13 protein-coding genes and 3 pseudogenes are annotated in these 17,235 nt (G+C 70.3%); 5 read left to right on the plus strand and 11 right to left on the minus strand.

The features are described from left to right. Nucleotides 1-131: 131 nt before the first annotated feature. Nucleotides 132-962 (minus strand): methyltransferase, encoded by an 831-nt coding sequence (locus ACVDFE_RS30705; RefSeq protein ID WP_458432907.1) that lies wholly within the window; start codon nt 960-962, stop codon nt 132-134. A 91-nt stretch (nt 963-1,053) separates the two neighbouring features. Continuing rightward, the gene (locus ACVDFE_RS30710; protein WP_458432909.1) at nt 1,054-1,623 is read right to left on the minus strand and encodes a helix-turn-helix domain-containing protein; all 570 of its coding nucleotides are present in this window, start codon (nt 1,621-1,623) and stop codon (nt 1,054-1,056) included. Nucleotides 1,624-1,671: 48 nt separating this feature from the next. Here ACVDFE_RS30710 and ACVDFE_RS30715 point away from each other — a divergent pair, with 48 nt between their 5' ends. After that, complete coding sequence (locus ACVDFE_RS30715; RefSeq protein ID WP_458432910.1) at nt 1,672-2,658, plus strand: NAD(P)/FAD-dependent oxidoreductase; 987 nt, start codon at nt 1,672-1,674, stop codon at nt 2,656-2,658. A gap of 186 nt (nt 2,659-2,844) precedes the next feature. On the opposite strand, the pseudogene ACVDFE_RS30720 reads toward ACVDFE_RS30715, so the two are convergent. After that, nucleotides 2,845-3,264, minus strand: a pseudogene (locus ACVDFE_RS30720) (NYN domain-containing protein); the annotation flags it as partial. Nucleotides 3,265-3,356: 92 nt separating this feature from the next. Here ACVDFE_RS30720 and ACVDFE_RS30725 point away from each other — a divergent pair. Then, nucleotides 3,357-3,920 (plus strand): annotated as a pseudogene (locus ACVDFE_RS30725) (bifunctional 4-hydroxy-2-oxoglutarate aldolase/2-dehydro-3-deoxy-phosphogluconate aldolase); the annotation flags it as partial. A gap of 59 nt (nt 3,921-3,979) precedes the next feature. Here the strand turns inward: ACVDFE_RS30725 and ACVDFE_RS30730 are convergent. Continuing rightward, a complete protein-coding gene (locus ACVDFE_RS30730; RefSeq protein ID WP_360400506.1) occupies nt 3,980-4,927 on the minus strand; it encodes an NAD(P)-dependent alcohol dehydrogenase in 948 nt (315 codons plus the stop codon). 58 nt (nt 4,928-4,985) lie between these two features. Between ACVDFE_RS30730 and ACVDFE_RS30735 the strand changes: the two genes are divergently transcribed. Further along, nucleotides 4,986-5,609, plus strand: a complete 624-nt coding sequence (locus ACVDFE_RS30735) for a TetR/AcrR family transcriptional regulator (RefSeq protein WP_458432911.1) — start codon at nt 4,986-4,988, stop codon at nt 5,607-5,609. A gap of 5 nt (nt 5,610-5,614) precedes the next feature. On the opposite strand, the gene ACVDFE_RS30740 is transcribed toward ACVDFE_RS30735, so the two are convergent. Beyond that, entirely contained in the window at nt 5,615-6,076 is a 462-nt protein-coding gene (locus ACVDFE_RS30740; RefSeq protein ID WP_458432912.1) for a hypothetical protein, read from the minus strand. A 113-nt stretch (nt 6,077-6,189) separates the two neighbouring features. On the opposite strand from ACVDFE_RS30740, the gene sph reads away from it, so the two are divergent. Next, on the plus strand, nt 6,190-7,122 hold the full coding sequence (gene sph / locus ACVDFE_RS30745) for a sphingomyelin phosphodiesterase (RefSeq protein WP_458432913.1): 933 nt from the start codon (nt 6,190-6,192) through the stop codon (nt 7,120-7,122). Nucleotides 7,123-7,253: 131 nt separating this feature from the next. Here the strand turns inward: sph and lysA are convergent, their stop codons facing one another. From lysA to ACVDFE_RS30770, 5 genes and pseudogenes are all read right to left on the minus strand, one after another. After that, nucleotides 7,254-8,567 (minus strand): diaminopimelate decarboxylase, encoded by a 1,314-nt coding sequence (gene lysA, locus ACVDFE_RS30750; protein WP_458432914.1) that lies wholly within the window; start codon nt 8,565-8,567, stop codon nt 7,254-7,256. Nucleotides 8,568-8,746: 179 nt separating this feature from the next. Beyond that, a complete protein-coding gene (locus tag ACVDFE_RS30755) occupies nt 8,747-9,073 on the minus strand; it encodes a hypothetical protein (protein ID WP_458432915.1) in 327 nt (108 codons plus the stop codon). Between the two features lie 257 nt (nt 9,074-9,330). After that, nucleotides 9,331-10,773, minus strand: coding sequence for a flavin monoamine oxidase family protein (locus ACVDFE_RS30760; RefSeq protein WP_360400524.1), 1,443 nt, complete (start codon nt 10,771-10,773; stop codon nt 9,331-9,333). A 231-nt stretch (nt 10,774-11,004) separates the two neighbouring features. Further along, on the minus strand, nt 11,005-12,444 hold the full coding sequence (locus ACVDFE_RS30765) for a collagenase (protein ID WP_458432917.1): 1,440 nt from the start codon (nt 12,442-12,444) through the stop codon (nt 11,005-11,007). Nucleotides 12,445-12,739: 295 nt separating this feature from the next. Beyond that, a pseudogene (locus tag ACVDFE_RS30770) lies at nt 12,740-13,546 on the minus strand (M9 family metallopeptidase N-terminal domain-containing protein); the annotation flags it as partial. A gap of 995 nt (nt 13,547-14,541) precedes the next feature. On the opposite strand from ACVDFE_RS30770, the gene ACVDFE_RS30775 reads away from it, so the two are divergent. Beyond that, a complete protein-coding gene (locus ACVDFE_RS30775) occupies nt 14,542-15,630 on the plus strand; it encodes a hypothetical protein (RefSeq protein ID WP_458432918.1) in 1,089 nt (362 codons plus the stop codon). Here the strand turns inward: ACVDFE_RS30775 and ACVDFE_RS30780 are convergent. Beyond that, nucleotides 15,592-16,830, minus strand: coding sequence for a glycosyltransferase family 2 protein (locus ACVDFE_RS30780; RefSeq protein WP_360400533.1), 1,239 nt, complete (start codon nt 16,828-16,830; stop codon nt 15,592-15,594). The genes ACVDFE_RS30775 and ACVDFE_RS30780 overlap by 39 nt on opposite strands. Between the last annotated feature and the right edge of the window lie 405 nt (nt 16,831-17,235).

The following is a 17,235-nucleotide window of genomic DNA, read 5'->3' on the forward strand; positions in this document are numbered from 1 at the left end:
CGTTGTAAGAGCGCTCCCATACATCCACGCACAGGGTTCGGAGTCCCTGCTACGGCCGTTCGGAGGTATCAGGCATGTCAGACCGGACAAGTTGCCGGACAGGCAGCGGCGCCGATCGTCACCCCCGTGAGCTATGCCTTCCGTGCGGCCCATACGGAACGTTCGGTGCGCACGGCCAGATCGGTGCGGTGCAGCAGACCGGTGGGGCTGTGCGGGTCGAGGAGGTCGTCGAACGCGGCCAGGTCCTCCGCGGACAGCACGTTGTCGACGGTGCCGCGCATGCGCCGCAGGCCGGCCAGTGCGTAGCGACCGACCACTTCGGACTGCGGGAGGTGGATGGCGAGGGTGCGCTCGGCCTCCACGGTGAAGCCAGCGGCGGTCAGCTTCGGGCCCCAGTCGGCGCCGCGGTGCGGGACGAGGTCGGCGTGGCGGCGGTCGCTGGCGGCGTGGATGCGGTCTTCGAGGTCGGTGCCGAGGAAGCGGGGGAAGCCGGCGAGCTCGACGACCGCGAACAGGCCGCCCGGAGCGAGGACGTCGTGGACCTGGCGCAGGGCGCGTGCGGGGTCGGCCATGTGGTGCATCGAGGCCGATGCCCACACCAGGTCCGGGGTGCCGAGGTCGGGCCAGGTGGTGTCCAGGTCGGCCTGGACGGTGGTCACGCGGTCGGCGAGGCCGAGCTCGCAGGCCTTCTCGCGCAGGCGCCGCAGGTGGTCGACGTCCGTGTCGACTGCGGTGACGTGCGCCTCCGGGAACTCGGCCAGCAGCGCGAACGTGCCGGCGCCGGTGCCGCAGCCCAGGTCCACGACCTGGCGGGGGCGGTCGACGGGCAGCCACCGGATGAGGTCGGCGGTGTGCTCGGCGACCACCTCGGCGTCGAGGTCGAGGATGTCCGCCATCCCGTGGTCGTGGCTGTGGCTGTGGCCGTGACCAGCGCCGTGTCCGTGTCCGTGCTCGTGGTTCATGCAACCCAAACTAGGACCGCCGTGCGCCAGATGCACGGCGTCTTGCGCAGGAAGCAAACAGGTCGTCCTCAGCCCTGCCGGAAGCGCAAGATCAGCCCGTTTTCCGCTCGTTGTGCCCCCGCCGCGCCTCGCGGTCGAAGATGCCCATGACCTCGCACGGCCCGCCCGCGGTGCCGATGGCGTGCGGCAGCATCGTCGGGAACTCGGCGGCCTGGTTGGTCTCCACGCGGTACCGGCGGTTGCCCAGCAGCAGGATCGCGGTCCCGGACAGCACGACGAGCCACTCGTGCCCGGAGTGCGCGCGCAGGCCCGAGGGGCTGTCCGGCGGCGGGGTGGTCATGCGCTGGCGGATGACGGTGATGCCGGGCTCGGCCCTGATCGGCCAGCGCATCTGGCCGTGCGCGCCGTCGATCAGCGGGCTGACGATCACGTCCTCGGTGTCGGTCTCGACGAGCTGGTCCAGCGAGGTGTCCAGCGCCCGCGCGAGCACGACGAGCTGGTCGAGGGCGAGGCGGCGCTGACCGTTCTCGATGCGGCTGAGCGAGGACGGGCTCAGCCGCGCGCGGGTCGCCAGCTCCTCCAGCGACCAGCCCTGCGCGAGCCGCAGCGCGCGGATCCGTTTGCGCACGAGGCTGTCCAGCTCGCCATTTTCTTGCGTCATGCGCACGATCGTATGCTCGATCCGCAAGGCGCACCTACCGTCGGTGCCATGACGAAGAACTTCGACGCCGTGGTGATCGGCGGTGGTGCCGCCGGACTGAGCGGCGCCCTCGTGCTGGCCCGTTCCCGCCGCACCGTTGCCGTGGTCGACAGCGGCACGCCCCGCAACGCGCCCGCCCACGGCGTGCACGGCCTCCTCGGCCACGACGGCATCCCGCCCGCCGACCTGCTCAAACGCGGCCGCGAGGAGGTCGAGGGCTATGGCGGGCAGATCATCGCCGGCGAGGTCGCGGCGACCGCACGGGTGCAGGACGGCTTCACCGTCACGCTGAGGGACGGCCGGGTCCTGCACGCCCGTCGGCTGCTCGTCGCCACCGGGCTGCGCGACGTGCTCCCCGACGTGCCCGGCCTGGCCCGCCACTGGGGCCGCGGCCTGGTGCACTGCCCGTACTGCCACGGCTGGGAGGTGCGCGACGAACCGATCGGCGTGCTCGCGGTCGGCCCGACGTCGGTGCACCACGCGCTGCTGTTCCGGCAGCTCACCGACGACCTCGTCTACTTCGCGAACGGCACGGGGCTCGACGCCGAGACCCGCGCGAGCTTCGCCGCGAAGGGCATCCGGGTCGTGGACACGCCCGTCGCGGAGGTCGAGTCCGACGGCGACGACATCAGCGGCGTCCGGCTCACCGACGGCGAGGTCGTGCCGCGCCAGGTGATCGCCGTCGTCACCAGGATGCTCGCCCGCACCGAGGGCGTAATCATGTGCTGTGTCACAGCCATCTCACTTGGCGGGTGGCGGGACGTCGCCGAGCTGTACGAACTGCGCCCGCGGGTACTTGCGGCCCGCCATCGGCACCGGCGATCCGGTGAACGACACCGGTGTTCCCGCCAGCAGCAGCGTCAGCCCCTCCGGCAGGTCGTCGCGCGAGACGAACCACGACCCGCCCTTGGAGTCGGTGATGAAGCCGTGCGACTGCCCGGACTTCCAGGTCGCGACCGTGCCCCTGCGGCGGCCGCGCGGTGCGCCGACCGGTGACGCCACCGCCTCCGACGAGCGCACGAACGCCCGGCGCAGCGGGTAGTCCGGCTGGTCACCGGGCGCGAACAGCTCGTCGAACCCCGGCGTGAACGGCGTCGCGGCCCGCAACGGCGCGGCGGTGCGCGGGGTCCACGAGGGCATGTCCTCCCCCGACCGCACGTCCACCACCGGCAGCACCACGTGCACGCCGCGCGCGGTCAGCCTGGTCACCAGCGGCGCGAAGTCCGCGTCACCGGTGAGCAGGACGACCCAGTCCAGCGGCACGGTGGTCGCCCGGTCCCAGGCCTCCAGCGCGAGGTGGACGTCGACGCCCTTCTCCTTGCCGCCGTGCAAGGGCATGTCGTGCCGCGTGATCCCGGCGGCGTTCAGCACCGCGTCGAACGACGCCGCCGGGGTCTCGATGCGGCCGCGCACGTAGTGGGCCTCCGCGACCACGCACTCGTCGAGCGGCCGGCCGGTCTCGGCGTGGACGAACCAGCGCACGGCGTCGTGCAGCCCGTCCACCGAGATCCGCGCCGCCCGCCGGTGCGCGGTGGCGTAGAAGTCGCTGAGGTAGGCGAACCACGTGCCGTCGTAGAACACGCCGATGCGGACGATCCCCATCGGACAGACATTACCGACCCGGTCAGGGCCTGCGGATCGCCCGACCCCGGCAGCGCGCGTCCCGGCTCCGCGCCGGGAACAGTCCACAGTTGATGGTCAGTAGGGTGGCGAGCGTGAGCTACCGCTACGAGATCACGCAGGCGGTCGTGCGGCAGGGCATCATCGCGATCGTCCGCACCACCGACGCCGAGTCCGCGGTGAAGGCCGCCGTCCCGTTGCTGGACGCGGGCCTCACGTCGCTGGAGCTCCCGCTGACCAACCCCGGCGCGCTGGACGCCATCCGCGAACTGCGCGCGAGCCACCCGGACGCCACCATCGGCGCCGGTTCCGTGCTGGACGAGACCTCCGCCGTCGCCGCCGTCCGCGCGGGCGCCCGGTTCCTGGTGGCGCCCAACCTCGAACCGGCCGTGATCCGCGCCGGTCACCGCTACGGCGCCGCCGTGCTGCCCGGTGCCGCCACCGTCACCGAGGTGGTCCAGGCGCTGGAGGCGGGCGCGGACGCCGTGAAGGTGTTCCCAGCGCCCACCCCGCGGTGGGTCGAGGACGTGCTCGCCGTGCTGCCGCACGCGCCGCTGGTGCCGACGGGCGGTGTCGCACCGGCCGACGTGCCCGCGTGGCTCGCGGCGGGTGCGGTGGCGTGCGGGGTCGGGTCGGCTCTCGCCCGCACGCCGTTGGCCGAGCCTCCAGGCGCTGCTGCGGCCGTAGCGCCACGGGTTCAGTCGATCTGCACGACCACCTTGCCCCGCACACCGCCGTGCTCCAGCGCACCGTGCGCGGCAGCGATGTCGGCCAGCGGGAACACCCGGTCGACCTGCGGGCGGATCGCCCCGGTCGCGACCAGGCGGCCGAGCTCGGCGATCAGCGGGGCGGTCGGGTTGCCGCTGAAGAAGCGGGTCCAGCGGGTGCGGTGCAGCGCGTGCGCCGCGATGTAACCCAGTGAGCGGACCGGGCGGTCGAGGTCGAACGCGATCGCCACCAGCCGCCCGCGCGGGGTGAGCAACCGGCGGAAGGCGGGCAGGTCGGTGCCGACGGTGTCGAGCACGACGTCGAAACGCCCCAGATCGCCGGGCGCGCGGTAGTCGACCGCCTCGTCCGCTCCGAGCCCGGTCACCAGGTCCAGGTTCTTGGCACTGGCCAACCCGGTGACGTGCGCCCCCATCGCCTTCCCGAGCTGCACGGCGATGTAGCCGACGCCGCCCGTCGCTCCCCGGACGAGCAGCCGCTCACCGGGCGCGAGCGCGGCCAGGTCGCGCAACGCGGTGATCGCCGTGGTCCCGACGGGCAAGGCGGCGGCCTGCACGGCGTCGAGCCCGGCGGGAACGTGGTCGAGCCGCTCGGCCGGTACGGCCACGTACTCCGCGGCCGAGCCCATCCGCCGCCCCAGCACGCCCCAGACCAGGTCACCCGCCGCGAACCTGCTGTTCTCCGGCGCGACGACCTCGCCGACCAGGTCGATGCCCACCCGCTTGGGAAAGCTCTTGCCGCTGAACGGGCGCAGCCGCCCGGCACGCATGGCCAGCTCGCCGCCGTTGACCGACACGGCCCGCACCCGGACCAGGACCTCACCGGGGCGTGGCCGCGGGACGGGCCCGGTGGTCACGGACAGGACCTCAGCGGGCCCGTACCGGTCATACGTCGCGAGCCGCATCGAAGTGGAAACCATGCTCCAGTTCTACGACCGGAACCGGACGGTGTCATCCACTTCGCCTAAAGTGAGAGGGGTGTCGACGACATCGCCTCGCTTGCGCACGGACGCGGCCGCCAACCGGACCAGGATCCTCGACACGGCACGGGAGGTCTTCGCGGCGGAAGGCCTGGCGGTCCCGATGAGCGAGATCGCACGCCGCGCCGGCCTCGGCGTCGCGACCCTCTACCGCCGGTTCCCGACCAAGGAGGACCTGGTCGCGGAGGCGTTCTCCGAGCAGATGCACGAGTGCGTCGGCCTGCTCGACACCGCCCTCGCCGACCCCGACCCGTGGCGCGCGTTCTGCCGGGTGATCACCCAGGTGTGCGCGATGCAGGCCAGGGACCAGGGGTTCTCCAAGGCGTTCATCACGGCCTTCCCGCACGCGGTGGAGTTCAGGACGCTGCGCGAGCAGGCCGAGCGGGGCTTCGCGGAACTGGTGCGCCGCGCCCAGGCGGCCGGTGCGCTGCGCCACGACTTCGACCCGGCCGACCTCGCCCTCGTCCTGCAGGCGAACGGCGGAATCCGGGCCGGTACGCCCGAGGCGACCGCGGACGCCTCCCGCCGGCTCGTGGCCTACCTGCTGCAGGCGTTCCGCGCAGAAGGGGCCGGCCCGCTCCCCCGTCCCGTCACCATCTCGCTCGACGCGGCACTGCGCTGAGCCGGTTACCGGGCCGAGTACGTCACGCCGGACCAGTACACCGGCGTGAGGCCGGCGAGCCGCCCGTCACCGGACCGCACCACGGCGAAGTCGCTCTCGACGACGGACCGGTCGGCGTTGGTCGCCCGCAGGCGCAGTACCGCTACCCGGGAGCCACCGATGGAGCCAGCGCCAGGCTCGAACGACACGACGACAGGCCGATCACCGCCCGGCGCCTGCCCCGACGAGCGCGCGTCGTCCACCAGCCCTCTGCAGATGCCGGGCACCTGCGCGACCGACTCGCAGAACCGGCCGTGGTCACCCGCCGGGGCCAGCCGCACCGCCTCGTCGAGCAACGCCTCCGCCTCAGCCCGTTCGATCGCGGGCCCGTCGGACGGCATGGCCGCGACCACTCCGGCCAGCACGGACGCGAACACCACCGCCCCGACCACCACACCGGCTCGCCTGCGTGCCTGCAACTCTCCCATCGCACCAGCGTAGTGACCACGCGCAGCGGTCGGCTGGACTTAATCGATACGACACCATCGGGCCATGCGCCAGCAGTTGTGAAGGGGTTTCATGTCCTGCACCATCGGCCCTCATGCGCCTGATCACGCTCGCCGCCGCCGTCGCGCTCGCGATCACCGCGGCACCGGCGACCGCCGCCCCCGCCGCGGCCGCCCCGAAGATCGCCACCTACAACGTCTTCATGCTGTCGCGGAACCTCTACCCCAACTGGGGCCAGGTCGCCCGCGCCGACCTCATCGACAGCACCGGCACGCTGAACGGCCAGGACGTCGTGGTGCTGCAGGAGGCCTTCGACAACACCGCCTCCGACCGGCTGCTGGGCAACCTGCGCGACACCTACCCGCACCAAACGCCGGTGCTGGGCCGCAGCCGGGCCGGCTGGGACGTCACGAGCGGCGCCTACCGCGACGAGACGCCCGAGGACGGCGGCGTGGCGGTGCTGAGCCGGTGGCCGATCACGACGCGGGTCCAGCACGTCTACCGCGACGCGTGCGGTGCGGACTGGTTCTCCAACAAGGGGTTCGTGTACGTGCGCATCGAGTCGCCGAGCGGGCCGCTGCACGTGATCGGCACCCACCTGCAGGCGGAGGACTCGGCCTGCACCAGCGCGCCGGGCGGGTACCGGGCCAAGCAGCGGGCCGAGATCAGGGCGTTCCTCACCGCACGCGCCATCCCCGCCACCGAACCCGTTTACGTCGCGGGTGACCTCAACGTCGTCCGGGCGAGCGCCGAGTTCGCGAGCATGGTCACCGAACTGGGCGCGCGGACGCCGGCGATCACCGGGCACCCGTACTCGTGGGACTGCGCCGACAACAGCGTCTGCCGCGACCAGTACGGGCCCGAGTACGCCTCGGAGCACCTCGACTACGTGCTCACGGTCCAGGGACCTCCACTGGTCAACGAGACCCGGCGGGTGAAGAGTCCGGAGTGGACGATCTGGTCGTGGGGCCGCAAGCACACCTACACCGACCTGTCCGACCACTACCCCGTCTTCGCCACGGGCTGAGCGCCCGCCGCAACACAGCCGCTTCGCTCACGCAGGTTGCCAGCTGTTGTGCCTTCGCCGCCCCAAGTCCCCCGCCCCTTGCTCTGCTGGCGTCTGCAAGCAGGGAGCGGGCAAGGCTTCTGGCCAGGTGCTCAGACGTACCGGCGCAGCAGGTCTTCTTCGGTCTCCCGCCGCACGACCGGCCGCGCCACACCGTCGCGGACCGCGACGACCGGCGGCCTGCCGACCTGGTTGTAGTTCGACGCCAGCGCGTGGTGGTACGCACCCGTCACGGGCACCGCCAGCAGGTCACCGGCGTGCACGTCCGCGGGCAGCGGCACGTCCTGCGCGAGCACGTCACCGGCCTCGCAGTGCCGCCCGACCACGGTCACCGGCGCCCGGCGGCCACCTCGCCCGACGAGCCGCACCGCGTACTTCGCCCCGTACAACGCGGGCCGCGGGTTGTCGCTCATCCCGCCGTCCACCGCCACGAACGTCCTCGCCGCCGACCGCTTCACCACGCACACCCGGTACAGCGTCACCCCGGCGTTCGCGACGATCGACCGGCCCGGCTCGATGAGCAACCGCGGCACCGGCACCCGGTGCACCCCGCACTCGTAGCTCAGCGCCACCCGCACCCGGTGCGCGAACCCGGCCAGGTCGAACGCCGGCTCCCCCGGCAGGTACGGCGCGCAGAACCCGCCACCCAGGTCCAGCTGCTCGATCCGCACCCCGCACGACGCGATCAACCCGACCATCCGCCGCACCGCCTCCTCGTACGCCGCCACGTGCCGCACCTGCGACCCGAGGTGGCAGTGCACCCCGACCAGCCGCAACGACGGCTGCTCCGCCACCCGCTGCACCGCCTTCAGCGCCGCACCGGACGCCAGCGAGAACCCGAACTTCTGGTCCTCCACCCCGGTGGCGATGGCGGCGTGGGTCTGCGCGTCCACACCGGGCGTCACCCGCACCATCACCTCCTGCCCGTGCCGGGCGAGGGAGCCGAGCTGGGCGATCTCGTCGAACGAGTCGACCACGACCCGCGACACCCCGTACGCGAGCGCGGCTTTGAGGTCCTCACCGGTCTTCACGTTGCCGTGCAGGACGATCCGCGCGGCCGGAAACCCCGCGACCCGCGCCAGCGCCAGCTCCCCCGCGGACGACACGTCCAGCGAAAGCCCTTCGGCGGCCATCCACCGGTACACCTCGGGACACGGCAGTGACTTCCCCGCGAACACCACCTCCGCCTCGGGCAGCGTGCTGACGAACGCCCGTGCCCGCGCACGCACCGTCGCCTCGTCCAGCACCTGGCACGGCGTGCCGAACTGGGCCGCCAGCCGCGAGACGGGCACTCCACCGATGACGAGGTCAGCGCCGTCGAGCCGGGTTCCGTCCGGCCACAGGCCCTGTTCCAGCACCGGTCCGGTGGAGCATCCGGTGCTGGGCAACAACTCCGCGAGTGTCATGCCGGTGATTGCACGCCGGTCACCGGTGCGGTGTCAGGGCCCGCGACGAGTCCCTGACACGGTGGGGGCCCGCTTTGACGCGATCCTGACGGGCCGGGTGGCCCGGACCACATCGATGACCGGTTGCGCAGGTGGTACCGCACGACTCGGCGCCCAGGTGCTCCCGCCCGCCGTGCAGTTCATCGAGCCGCGGCGACCGGAGCGAGCACCGGACGTGGTACGCGCACCACGCGGTGTGCGCAGGCCTCCAACCTGGCAGCGACCGGCTGGCCCTCCCAGATCAGGACGTCGAACTCGCCGTAATCGGCCAGCGCGGTGAACGCACGATCAGCCGACGCCACGGCGAAGCTGCGGCAGCCCTGCTGGTGGGCATACCGCGCGTGGCGCAGCAAGGCGTGTTCGGCGGCGTTGGCGTGCTGCGGCACCCGGCACGCGGCGATCCCGAGCTCCGCCAGCACGCTGAGCGTGAGGTCCTCGTGCGTGTCCGGATGGCTGTAACCGGCCATCACGTGATGAACCGGCCCGGCCGTCGACGCGCTCCGGCTCGCTGCCGTCCCGACCGGGTGACACCAGTCCACATGCAGCACCGCGTCGCACAGCGTGCCCGCCCGCCGAAAGGGCCCCTGCCCACACCGGTTTCACCGGCATCCTGCAAGCTGAAGCCCTTGGCAGCGATCTTCCTCGACAGGAAGAACGATCGACCAAGGGCTCCATCCGCGATCAACCAAGGCCCGCACTTCGCCGCCCCGGGCTGAAACTCGGGCTAGTCCTTCCAGGGCACCTCGTCGCGCAGCCCCTCGTTGATGGCGAAGGCGTTCTTCACCGCGGCCTTGAGCGCGCCCTCCACCCAGCGGCGGTGACGGCGGTCGCACGCGTCGTTGGCGAACCACACCCGGCCCACCGGCCGAATCACGTCCTCGTAGAAGCCCTCGCTCATCTCGAACGCGCGGAACAGCGGGCCGATGCCGCACGCGTACCAGTCGAGCGCCCAGTCCTTGTAGACGCCGAACTCGAAGGTGTCCCGCGCCTCCGGGTGGATCTTGACCAGGTCCTCCAGCGCCTGCTGCACGCTCTCCTCGCCGGCCAGCGGCGTGTAGGGCATGCTGTCCTGCTCCCAGCAGTAGGACGCGATCATCACACCCTTGCGGTAGCGGGGGTCCTGGCCGGCCGGCGGGTAGACGATGTTGCGGATGGCCAGGTCGGTCACCGTGAGCCCGTGCGTGATGCCGTACGCGCTCTCCCACCACCGCTCGCTGAACTGCATGAACAGCTTGTGCGCGCGGCCGTAGTAGGTGTTGCGGATCGCGTACCACTTGTCCGGGTCGAGGCCCTGGATCTCCATGTGCCGCAGGGCCGCGAACGGCACGGTCACCACCACCTCGTCCGCGACGACGGTGTGCGATCGGCGACCCGAGCGGTAGTGCACGCGCACCCCGTTCTCGTCCTGGTCGATGCCGTGCACCTGCGCGCCGAGCCGGATGTCGTCCATCAGGTACGGCTCGAACGCGCGGGGCAGCGACTCTGCTCCGTCCACTATGTACGTGAGATCGCCGAAGACGTCCTCGTAGTAGTGGGAGAACCACTCGACGAGCGAGAAGTGGTAGCGACCCTCCAGGTTGAACAGCGGGCCGAGCATGGACAGCGCGCCGTCACCGAGCCCGCGCTCCTTGAGGTAGCCCAGCAGCGTGTACTTGTCGTAGTCGACGAGGATCTTCTGCCAGGCCTTGTCCGGGCCTTCGCTCTCCATCAGGTCGATCAGCGGCTGCACGGTGTGCCGGAGCAGTTCGTGCGGTGCCTTGTCGGCCTCTGCAGTGGACAGGTCGAAGTTGAACGAGGTCGCGTCGAAGTCGCGCCGCCGCACGCCTTTGCCCTGCAGGTAGATGAACGTGTCCTCGTCGTACATCGGGAAGGGCTTGGTCGCGAGGCCGAACTTGTCCTTGATGAGCCACTGCACCAAGGGGTGCTGCTCCGGGAAGCGCATCGCGCCGAACTCGCCGTACATGTCGCCCGCGAACCCGCGGTGGGTGAGGATGCGCCCACCCAACCGGTTCTGCCCCTCCAGGACGGTGACCTCGTGCCCGGCTTCCTTGAGCAGCAAGGCGGCCGTCAAGCCCGCCATCCCGGCACCGACCACCGCGACCCGGCGCTTCGGCGCCGAACTCTCCGGCAACCCGTCCTTCAACAGGTCGAGCACGTCCAAAGCCATGACCGAACCCCTCACTCACCGTCTTCGTCCTGAGCTGGTAGGAGAGGCGGCCGTCCTCGGTTCGACCGTACTGCCGAATCAAACACCGGACTACGACACGATGGGGTGGTGTTGTCCTGGAACCACTCGACTTCGCCGTTCTTCCCAGGTGGTGGAGGTGCGGCTCGACGGAACGTGGCCCCGCCGAGCCGCAGCCTCAACCGGTGAAGATGTCGGGCAGGTGGTGATCGGTCAGTACTGGGTTGCCACGGTGACGCCCGAGCAGCCGGTCTCACCCTTCAGGCTGATGTAGACGTAGCCGGAGGACGGGTTGCTCACGGTGATCGCTTCGGTGTTGTCGCCGCCGGCCGAGCGCTGAGTGGCGTTCGCGGTCGTCGCCCACGAGCTGGGGCTGAAGAACAGGTCGCAGTTGCCGGTTCCGCCCGAGGCCGTGATCCGCAGCTGCGGCGTGCCCGCGGGCAGGGACAGGAAGAGGTAGTCGTAGTCGCCGTTGCTGACCGACCTGTTGGAACGCTGGCAGTTCTTGCCGAGCGCACGCAGGTCGCTGCCCGTGCATTCGGCCGTGCCGCCGCCGTTGCCGATGACGACCTGCCTGGAGGTCGTCGCCGTCGAACCGCTGTTGTCGGTGACGGTGAGGGCGATGGTGTAGGTGCCGTCGGCGGTGTAGGTCTTGGTCGGGTTGGTGGCGGTGGAGGTGGTTCCGTCGCCGAAGTCCCACCGGCGGGAGGCGATGGTGCCGTCGGCGTCGGTGGAGCGGTCGGTGAGGGTGACCGTGCGACCGGTGACGGTGCTGGTGAACTCCGCCACGGGGGCCCGGTTTCCGCCGCCGCCTCCGCCGCAGTTGCCGGCCGCGCAGGCCGACAGCCAGGTGTACCAGTCGGTGTCGTACCGGGTGCCGATGGTGTTCTTGAGCAGGGTGCGCGCGGCGTTCCAGTTGCCGGCGCGGTAGTGGTTGAGCACCGCGGTCATGTCGGCGGGGTGGGACTGGAGCATGTAGCGCACGGCGAGGTAGCCCCACCGGTACACGCGTGTGGTGTCGTGGGAGTAGGTCGTGTCGAACAGGGTGCTCAGCGCGTAGGTGCGCCGCCCGGCCTCGGTGATCGCGGCGTCGTAGTTGATGCTGCGGTAGTGGTAGGAGATGTACTCGGCGAACCCTTCGATCCACCAGATCGTCGGCGTGGTCGTTCCGGCGCCGAAGTCGCCGTACATGTTGAACCGGCCGTCGAGGTAGTGGGTGTACTCGTGGTTGAGGTTCCAGATCGCGAACTGCGGGCGCAGCCACTCCGCCTCGTAGGCGATGAACCGCGGCTGGTTGCCCGACGCGGCCGGATTGCCCTCCAGGTACATGCCACCGTTGTTGGTGTCGATGCCGAACTGCGCACCCGCGTAGGTCTGGTAGTCCGTGCTGGAGTCGTACACCACGACCTCGAGCGTCGTGTTGTAGTCGTTGGCCACCGGACCTGGGTCCCTGACCACGTTGTGGAAGTAGGCGTCCTGGTTCGCCAGACTCACACAGGTGTCACGCAGTTGCGCGCTGGTCATCTCCTGGGCCCGGATGTTCAGCGACGCACTGCACCGGTGGGTGATCGGCAACACCGCGGCCATCAACCGGGCCTGCAGGTCGCAGGTGTCGTAGTAAGCGCAGTTCGGCTTGTCGTAGGCATCGGTCATCTCCGCCACCCCGACCCACAGCGGCGCGGTCGGACCCGTGATCGACGACATGCCGAGCAAGCCCTTGACCTTGGGCTGCACGGTCACGCGCAGCGAGGAGTACTGCGAGAACCGCCCGAGCTTCCCGGCCCGCGTTGGACGTGAGGTAGCCCTGCTGCCCGGAGAGCAGCCCCAGGTGGCTCGACGCGAAGTTGTACAACGTGTCCAGCACGCTGGTGTCGCGCTGCACCGCCGACACGAACTCCGGAACCTGATGCCCCCGGAAGAGGACGGTGTACACGTTGTTGACCGCGTTCAGCATCCACCAGGAGGCGTCGTACGAGGTGTTGTAGCCCGTCAACATCCGCTTGACGACGTTCAGGTAGCGCGCGTTCTGCTCGGCGCTGTCGATCAGCGTGATCGCCTCGGCCAACACCTCACCGTTGGCGTCGCTGACCTCGAAAGCCCGCGAACTGCCGAAGAAACCGTCCAGACCGGCCTGGATGGCCGTCTGCAGGGCCGGGCCGTACGTCCCGACCGTGGACTGGTTGTACCAGTGCACGTAGTACCCGGCCCGCAAGTACAGGACCAGTTGCGCCGTGCCCGTGGAGTTGTTCCCGGGATACGTCGTTCCGTTGTCGCGCAACCCATGGGCAACGCTGGCCATCTGTGCTTCACGGAACGCGTGGTAGGCATCCGACCCGGTGAGGTTGAACAGGGAGTTCACGCAGTCGGTCGTCGAGCTCCGGATCTTGTCGACCAGCGCCACGCCGGTTCGGCTGGTGAAGTCGGCGACGCTGCACACGGCCGCCGCGGATCGGCGATCGCGCATGGACGGCGGCTCAGGAGCGCGGACTTCCTCCGGCGCGTTGTAGTCGCGCCGTGACTCGGCCTCGAACGCCGGCCTCGGTGCCCGTCCATCGACCGGCAGCGGGGTCTTCGCGACATGTCGATCACCGGCCGCCAGCGGGCGGCCGACAGGGGCAGGCGCTCGGTTGCTGCTTTCCGCAGTGCCGGAAGCCGGCGCCGCACCGGCAGATCCGGCACTGGTGCTGCAACCCAGCGTGACGAAGACGACGAGCAGGGTCGTCCACACGCATCGTCGAATTCTCAATGATGTCATGGCTTGTCCTTCAACATCGGTCGCTCGAGCACGACCGTGACGGCTATGGCAGGGACCGTTCCGTGTGCGCAGCGTCACACAGCGCGATGGCCAACGTTCATGCCGAACACCGATAGGACCGTGCTATGAGGACGGCTTCCAGGGCAGACCTGGCAGCCGTTGGAGCCGGAGCAGGTGCAGCGGTTGGTGCCTGGGGACACGCTGTGGACAGTTACAGGACAAATTCGGCGTTTCGTCCAGTTCGTGCCTGACGAGGGGCAGACTTGCTTCGGTCCGCTAAAAGGCGGGACGACAAGGCGACGAGATGGGGCTGACGTGGGTGTACGGAAGTGGTTGAGCGCAGCGGCCGTCACGGTCGTGGTCACGTCAGGATTGGCCGGCATGGCTCCGTCGGCGTCGGCGGCCACTCGCCTCGGCGGCATCGACCTGGGCGCCTACTGTCAGAGAACAGTCAATCCGGGGGACGCCAGCATCGCCTACCTGGTGGAGAACCACGCGAGGGGATGGCGCTGCGTGGACTCGATGTGGGTGGGCCCGCCCTTCGGCTGGGCGACCTACGCCGTGCGGGACATGGATCTCAACCACGCCTGCAGGTTGCAGTACGGCGGAGAGGCGTATGCGGTACTTGAGCAGAACCACGCGCAAGGCTGGGCGTGTTACCGATAGCGTACACATCGACTGGCTGAGGCTGACCCGACTTGACCGCCTTCTGAAAGCTCCCTCACTGCCGCACTTTCCGCAGAGGGAATTCAGCTTGAGACGCCCACGCAGGGCGGATCGCCCGCTCAAGCAAGGCTTCCGCCTCTCGGGTGATCGGCCACGCGCCGGAAGTCGCCACCCGGCGGTAGCGGCATGCCTGTTCCGTGTCGTTGTCGCCGTCCTGCCCACCGATCGAACCCGGTTGGCGTGTGGGCGAAAGCAGAGGGTGAGCGGTGCGCATGGTGCGGTGGCGCCGAGGGCTGCCGGAGCCGGCCGGAGTCGTTACGGTGCCGATCGTGCCGTTCATCGACATCGTTCCGATCGGTCCGGCCGGCTCCGGCAAGACATGTCTGCTGGCCGCGATGAAGCAAGGGCTCGACACGCACTCGTCTGACGCGATCCCCGTGCTCAGCGCGGATCCGACCACCACCTTGAGGTTGGACCAGACGTGGGGCTTGGTGCGGGCCGACGGGTCGGGGTGGCCCGCGGCCACCGACCGCGACGCGTGGGCGGAACTGTGCTTCGAGGCGTGGTGTGACGACGGGGAGCCGTTGTACGAGGTGGGACTGGTCGACTACGACGGCTCGTGCGTCACGGTGGACGGGCATCCGGTGAGCCGGACGTTGGCCGCGCGCGTCCGCAGGGCTGATGCGGTGCTGTGCGTCCTGGACGGCGCGCGGGTCGCGGCCCTGCTCGGCGGTGAGCGCGCGTTCTTCGAGCACACCATGTCCGGGGTGTGGAAGCTGGCCGCCGGCCGGGGCAAGGTCGTGCGGTTCGTGGTGACCAAGTGGGACCTGCTGGAGGGGCGTGCCACGTTGGAGCAGGTTCGTGACGCGCTGGCGGAGGTGCCCGGTTTCGCGGCGGCGGCACGGCGGTCATCGGGGTGGCGCAACGCGCCCGGCTCGGTTGGGCTGATCCCGGTCAGCGTCGTCGGCGAGGAGCCTGGGCGGCAGGCGGTGGTGCCGTTGTGGTCGGCGCTGGCGCCGGTGCTGCAGGTGGCCGCCGAACGGGCCCGGCGCACGGGGCGGGGTGGTTCGGCGGCGGCCGAGGTCGGGGTGAACTGGTTGGCGCAGGCGGTGACGGCGGAGGCGGTGCGGCGGGTGCTGCACCGCGTGGTGGGCGAGGTGCCGGAGGGACGTGGCGCGCGGCGGTACGCGGGCTTCGCGGCGGCGGGGGCATCGATGCTGGCGGAGGCCGCGGTCAGGACCTGGTCCGACCGGGCCACGCGCCCTGCTCACGGACAGGCGGGGCGGGCGAGGTTGCTGCGGCGTGCGGCCGAGGCGTGCCAGTGGGAGCTGGACGGCTTCCGCCACAGGTTCCCGGCCTCCGCCCTGCACGGTGTCGTCTCATCGCTGCCGACGCCGTTGCGGCGCCGGGTCGGTTGAGCGCCGCCAGGACCGCACGCCGAGCAGCGCGCCGGCGACGGCGGCCGCGATCAGCACTGCCTTCCGACGTGTGGTGACCGGGGTCAGCGCGGGTCGTCGGCCGTGGCGGCCGGTCCAGGTGGTCAGGCTGCGGCCCAGGACCCACTCGCGGAACAGCCACCAGGCGTTCAGCGGTCCGGTGAGGTTTTGCAGGACGATCCAGCTGGGCAGGCATTTCACCGTGGTGCGCCATCCGAGCTGCCGGACCGCGACCGCGACCGAGGCGACGGTGACCACGATCCACAGTGGACTCCACCAGCTGCGCAGCCCGCGCACCACGCCGTGGCGGGCCACGTAGAGGGGCAGGGTGCAGATGGCCATGCCGCCGACGAGGGAGTCGACGACCTGGGAGGCGACGATGATGAACGCTCCGCCGTCCATGACGGGAGCACGGTGTTTGACCATGGTCTGGGCGAACCCGGCGGTCCAGCGGTGCATCTGGGAGAGCAGCTCGGACAGTGAGGTGGGTTCGCCGGTGTAGACGAACGCTTCGGGGGTGAAGGCGACGCGGTGACCGAGGCGGTGCAGGGTCCAGGTGAGGTTGAAGTCCTCGGTGATGTTGTCGTCGGGGTAGCCGCCGACCTCGCGCAGCACGTCGGTGCGGTGGCAGTTGGCCATGCCGCTCAGGACCAGCTGCCGGTGGAACACGTCTTGGAGTGGCCGGATCCAGCCGTTGGCGATGGCGTGGTAGAGCGTGCGGTAGCGGCTGTAGGGGGTGTCGGTGTCGCGGGGCATGGCCGAGGGGCAGGTTCCGGCGTAGCCGCGGCGCAGGGTGGCCATCATCTGCTCCACCGCGCGAGGGGACAGGGTGGCGTCGGCGTCGAGCGCGACGACGGCGTCGCTGGTGATCCTGGGCAGGGCCATGTTCTGCGCCGCCGCCTTCGACCCGCCTTTGCCTTCGATGACGACCACGCCCAGACCGCGAGCGATGTCGGCGGTGCGGTCGGAACAGTTGTCCGCGACCACGATGATCTGGTCAATCGGATGGCTCTGTGCGCGGCAGGATTTGATTGTCCCCGCGATTGACGCCTCCTCGTTGTGTGCCGGGATCACCAACGACACGCTGCTCGGGAAGTGCGACCACGCCCTTTCCCCGAAATGGCCCGTGACCGTCTTCCGTTCGCCTTCGGTCAGCTTCAGGTGTGCGTCTTCCGCCCTCATTCGAGGGTGTCCCCAATCCGATTCGAACCAATGCCGACACCGTCAACAGGACCGCACCGATGCCGGTGCTGGCCAGCAAGGACATAACCCTCCCCACGTCGCGTCCTACTACACAGCATTGCTGGTTCAGCCGCTGGGTAGCGATACCTCGATCAGGTAGGACCGCGATCGGAAAGCGCCGTCACCAACCGTGACCGCGAAGCGGGACGCCGCAGCTCAGGCTCACCGAATGCGACACCGAATCACCTGCCCGGCCGAGGGAGATCAGACCACCGGCGTGTTCCCGGGAGCGTCCGGAGCGTTGTCGATGCCCTGCACAGGTGATTCCCGCGGCAGGGTGTTGCAGATGACGGAAACGCACACCTTCGGGTTGACCGGCCGGTTTGCCTATTCCTTTGTGAGATC

This window comes from Lentzea chajnantorensis (assembly GCF_054300775.1).

Excerpts from the sequence above, each read along its gene's own strand:
- ACVDFE_RS30705 (WP_458432907.1), bottom strand. The coding sequence starts at position 962 with ATGAACCACGAGCACGGACACGGACACGGCGCTGGTCACGGCCACAGC.
- ACVDFE_RS30710 (WP_458432909.1), bottom strand. The coding sequence starts at position 1,623 with ATGACGCAAGAAAATGGCGAGCTGGACAGCCTCGTGCGCAAACGGATC.
- ACVDFE_RS30715 (WP_458432910.1), top strand. The coding sequence starts at position 1,672 with ATGACGAAGAACTTCGACGCCGTGGTGATCGGCGGTGGTGCCGCCGGA.
- ACVDFE_RS30730 (WP_360400506.1), bottom strand. The coding sequence starts at position 4,927 with ATGGTTTCCACTTCGATGCGGCTCGCGACGTATGACCGGTACGGGCCC.
- ACVDFE_RS30740 (WP_458432912.1), bottom strand. The coding sequence starts at position 6,076 with ATGGGAGAGTTGCAGGCACGCAGGCGAGCCGGTGTGGTGGTCGGGGCG.
- sph (WP_458432913.1), top strand. The coding sequence starts at position 6,190 with ATGCGCCTGATCACGCTCGCCGCCGCCGTCGCGCTCGCGATCACCGCG.
- lysA (WP_458432914.1), bottom strand. The coding sequence starts at position 8,567 with ATGACACTCGCGGAGTTGTTGCCCAGCACCGGATGCTCCACCGGACCG.
- ACVDFE_RS30755 (WP_458432915.1), bottom strand. The coding sequence starts at position 9,073 with ATGGCCGGTTACAGCCATCCGGACACGCACGAGGACCTCACGCTCAGC.
- ACVDFE_RS30760 (WP_360400524.1), bottom strand. The coding sequence starts at position 10,773 with ATGGCTTTGGACGTGCTCGACCTGTTGAAGGACGGGTTGCCGGAGAGT.
- ACVDFE_RS30765 (WP_458432917.1), bottom strand. The coding sequence starts at position 12,444 with ATGACCGATGCCTACGACAAGCCGAACTGCGCTTACTACGACACCTGC.
- ACVDFE_RS30780 (WP_360400533.1), bottom strand. The coding sequence starts at position 16,830 with ATGAGGGCGGAAGACGCACACCTGAAGCTGACCGAAGGCGAACGGAAG.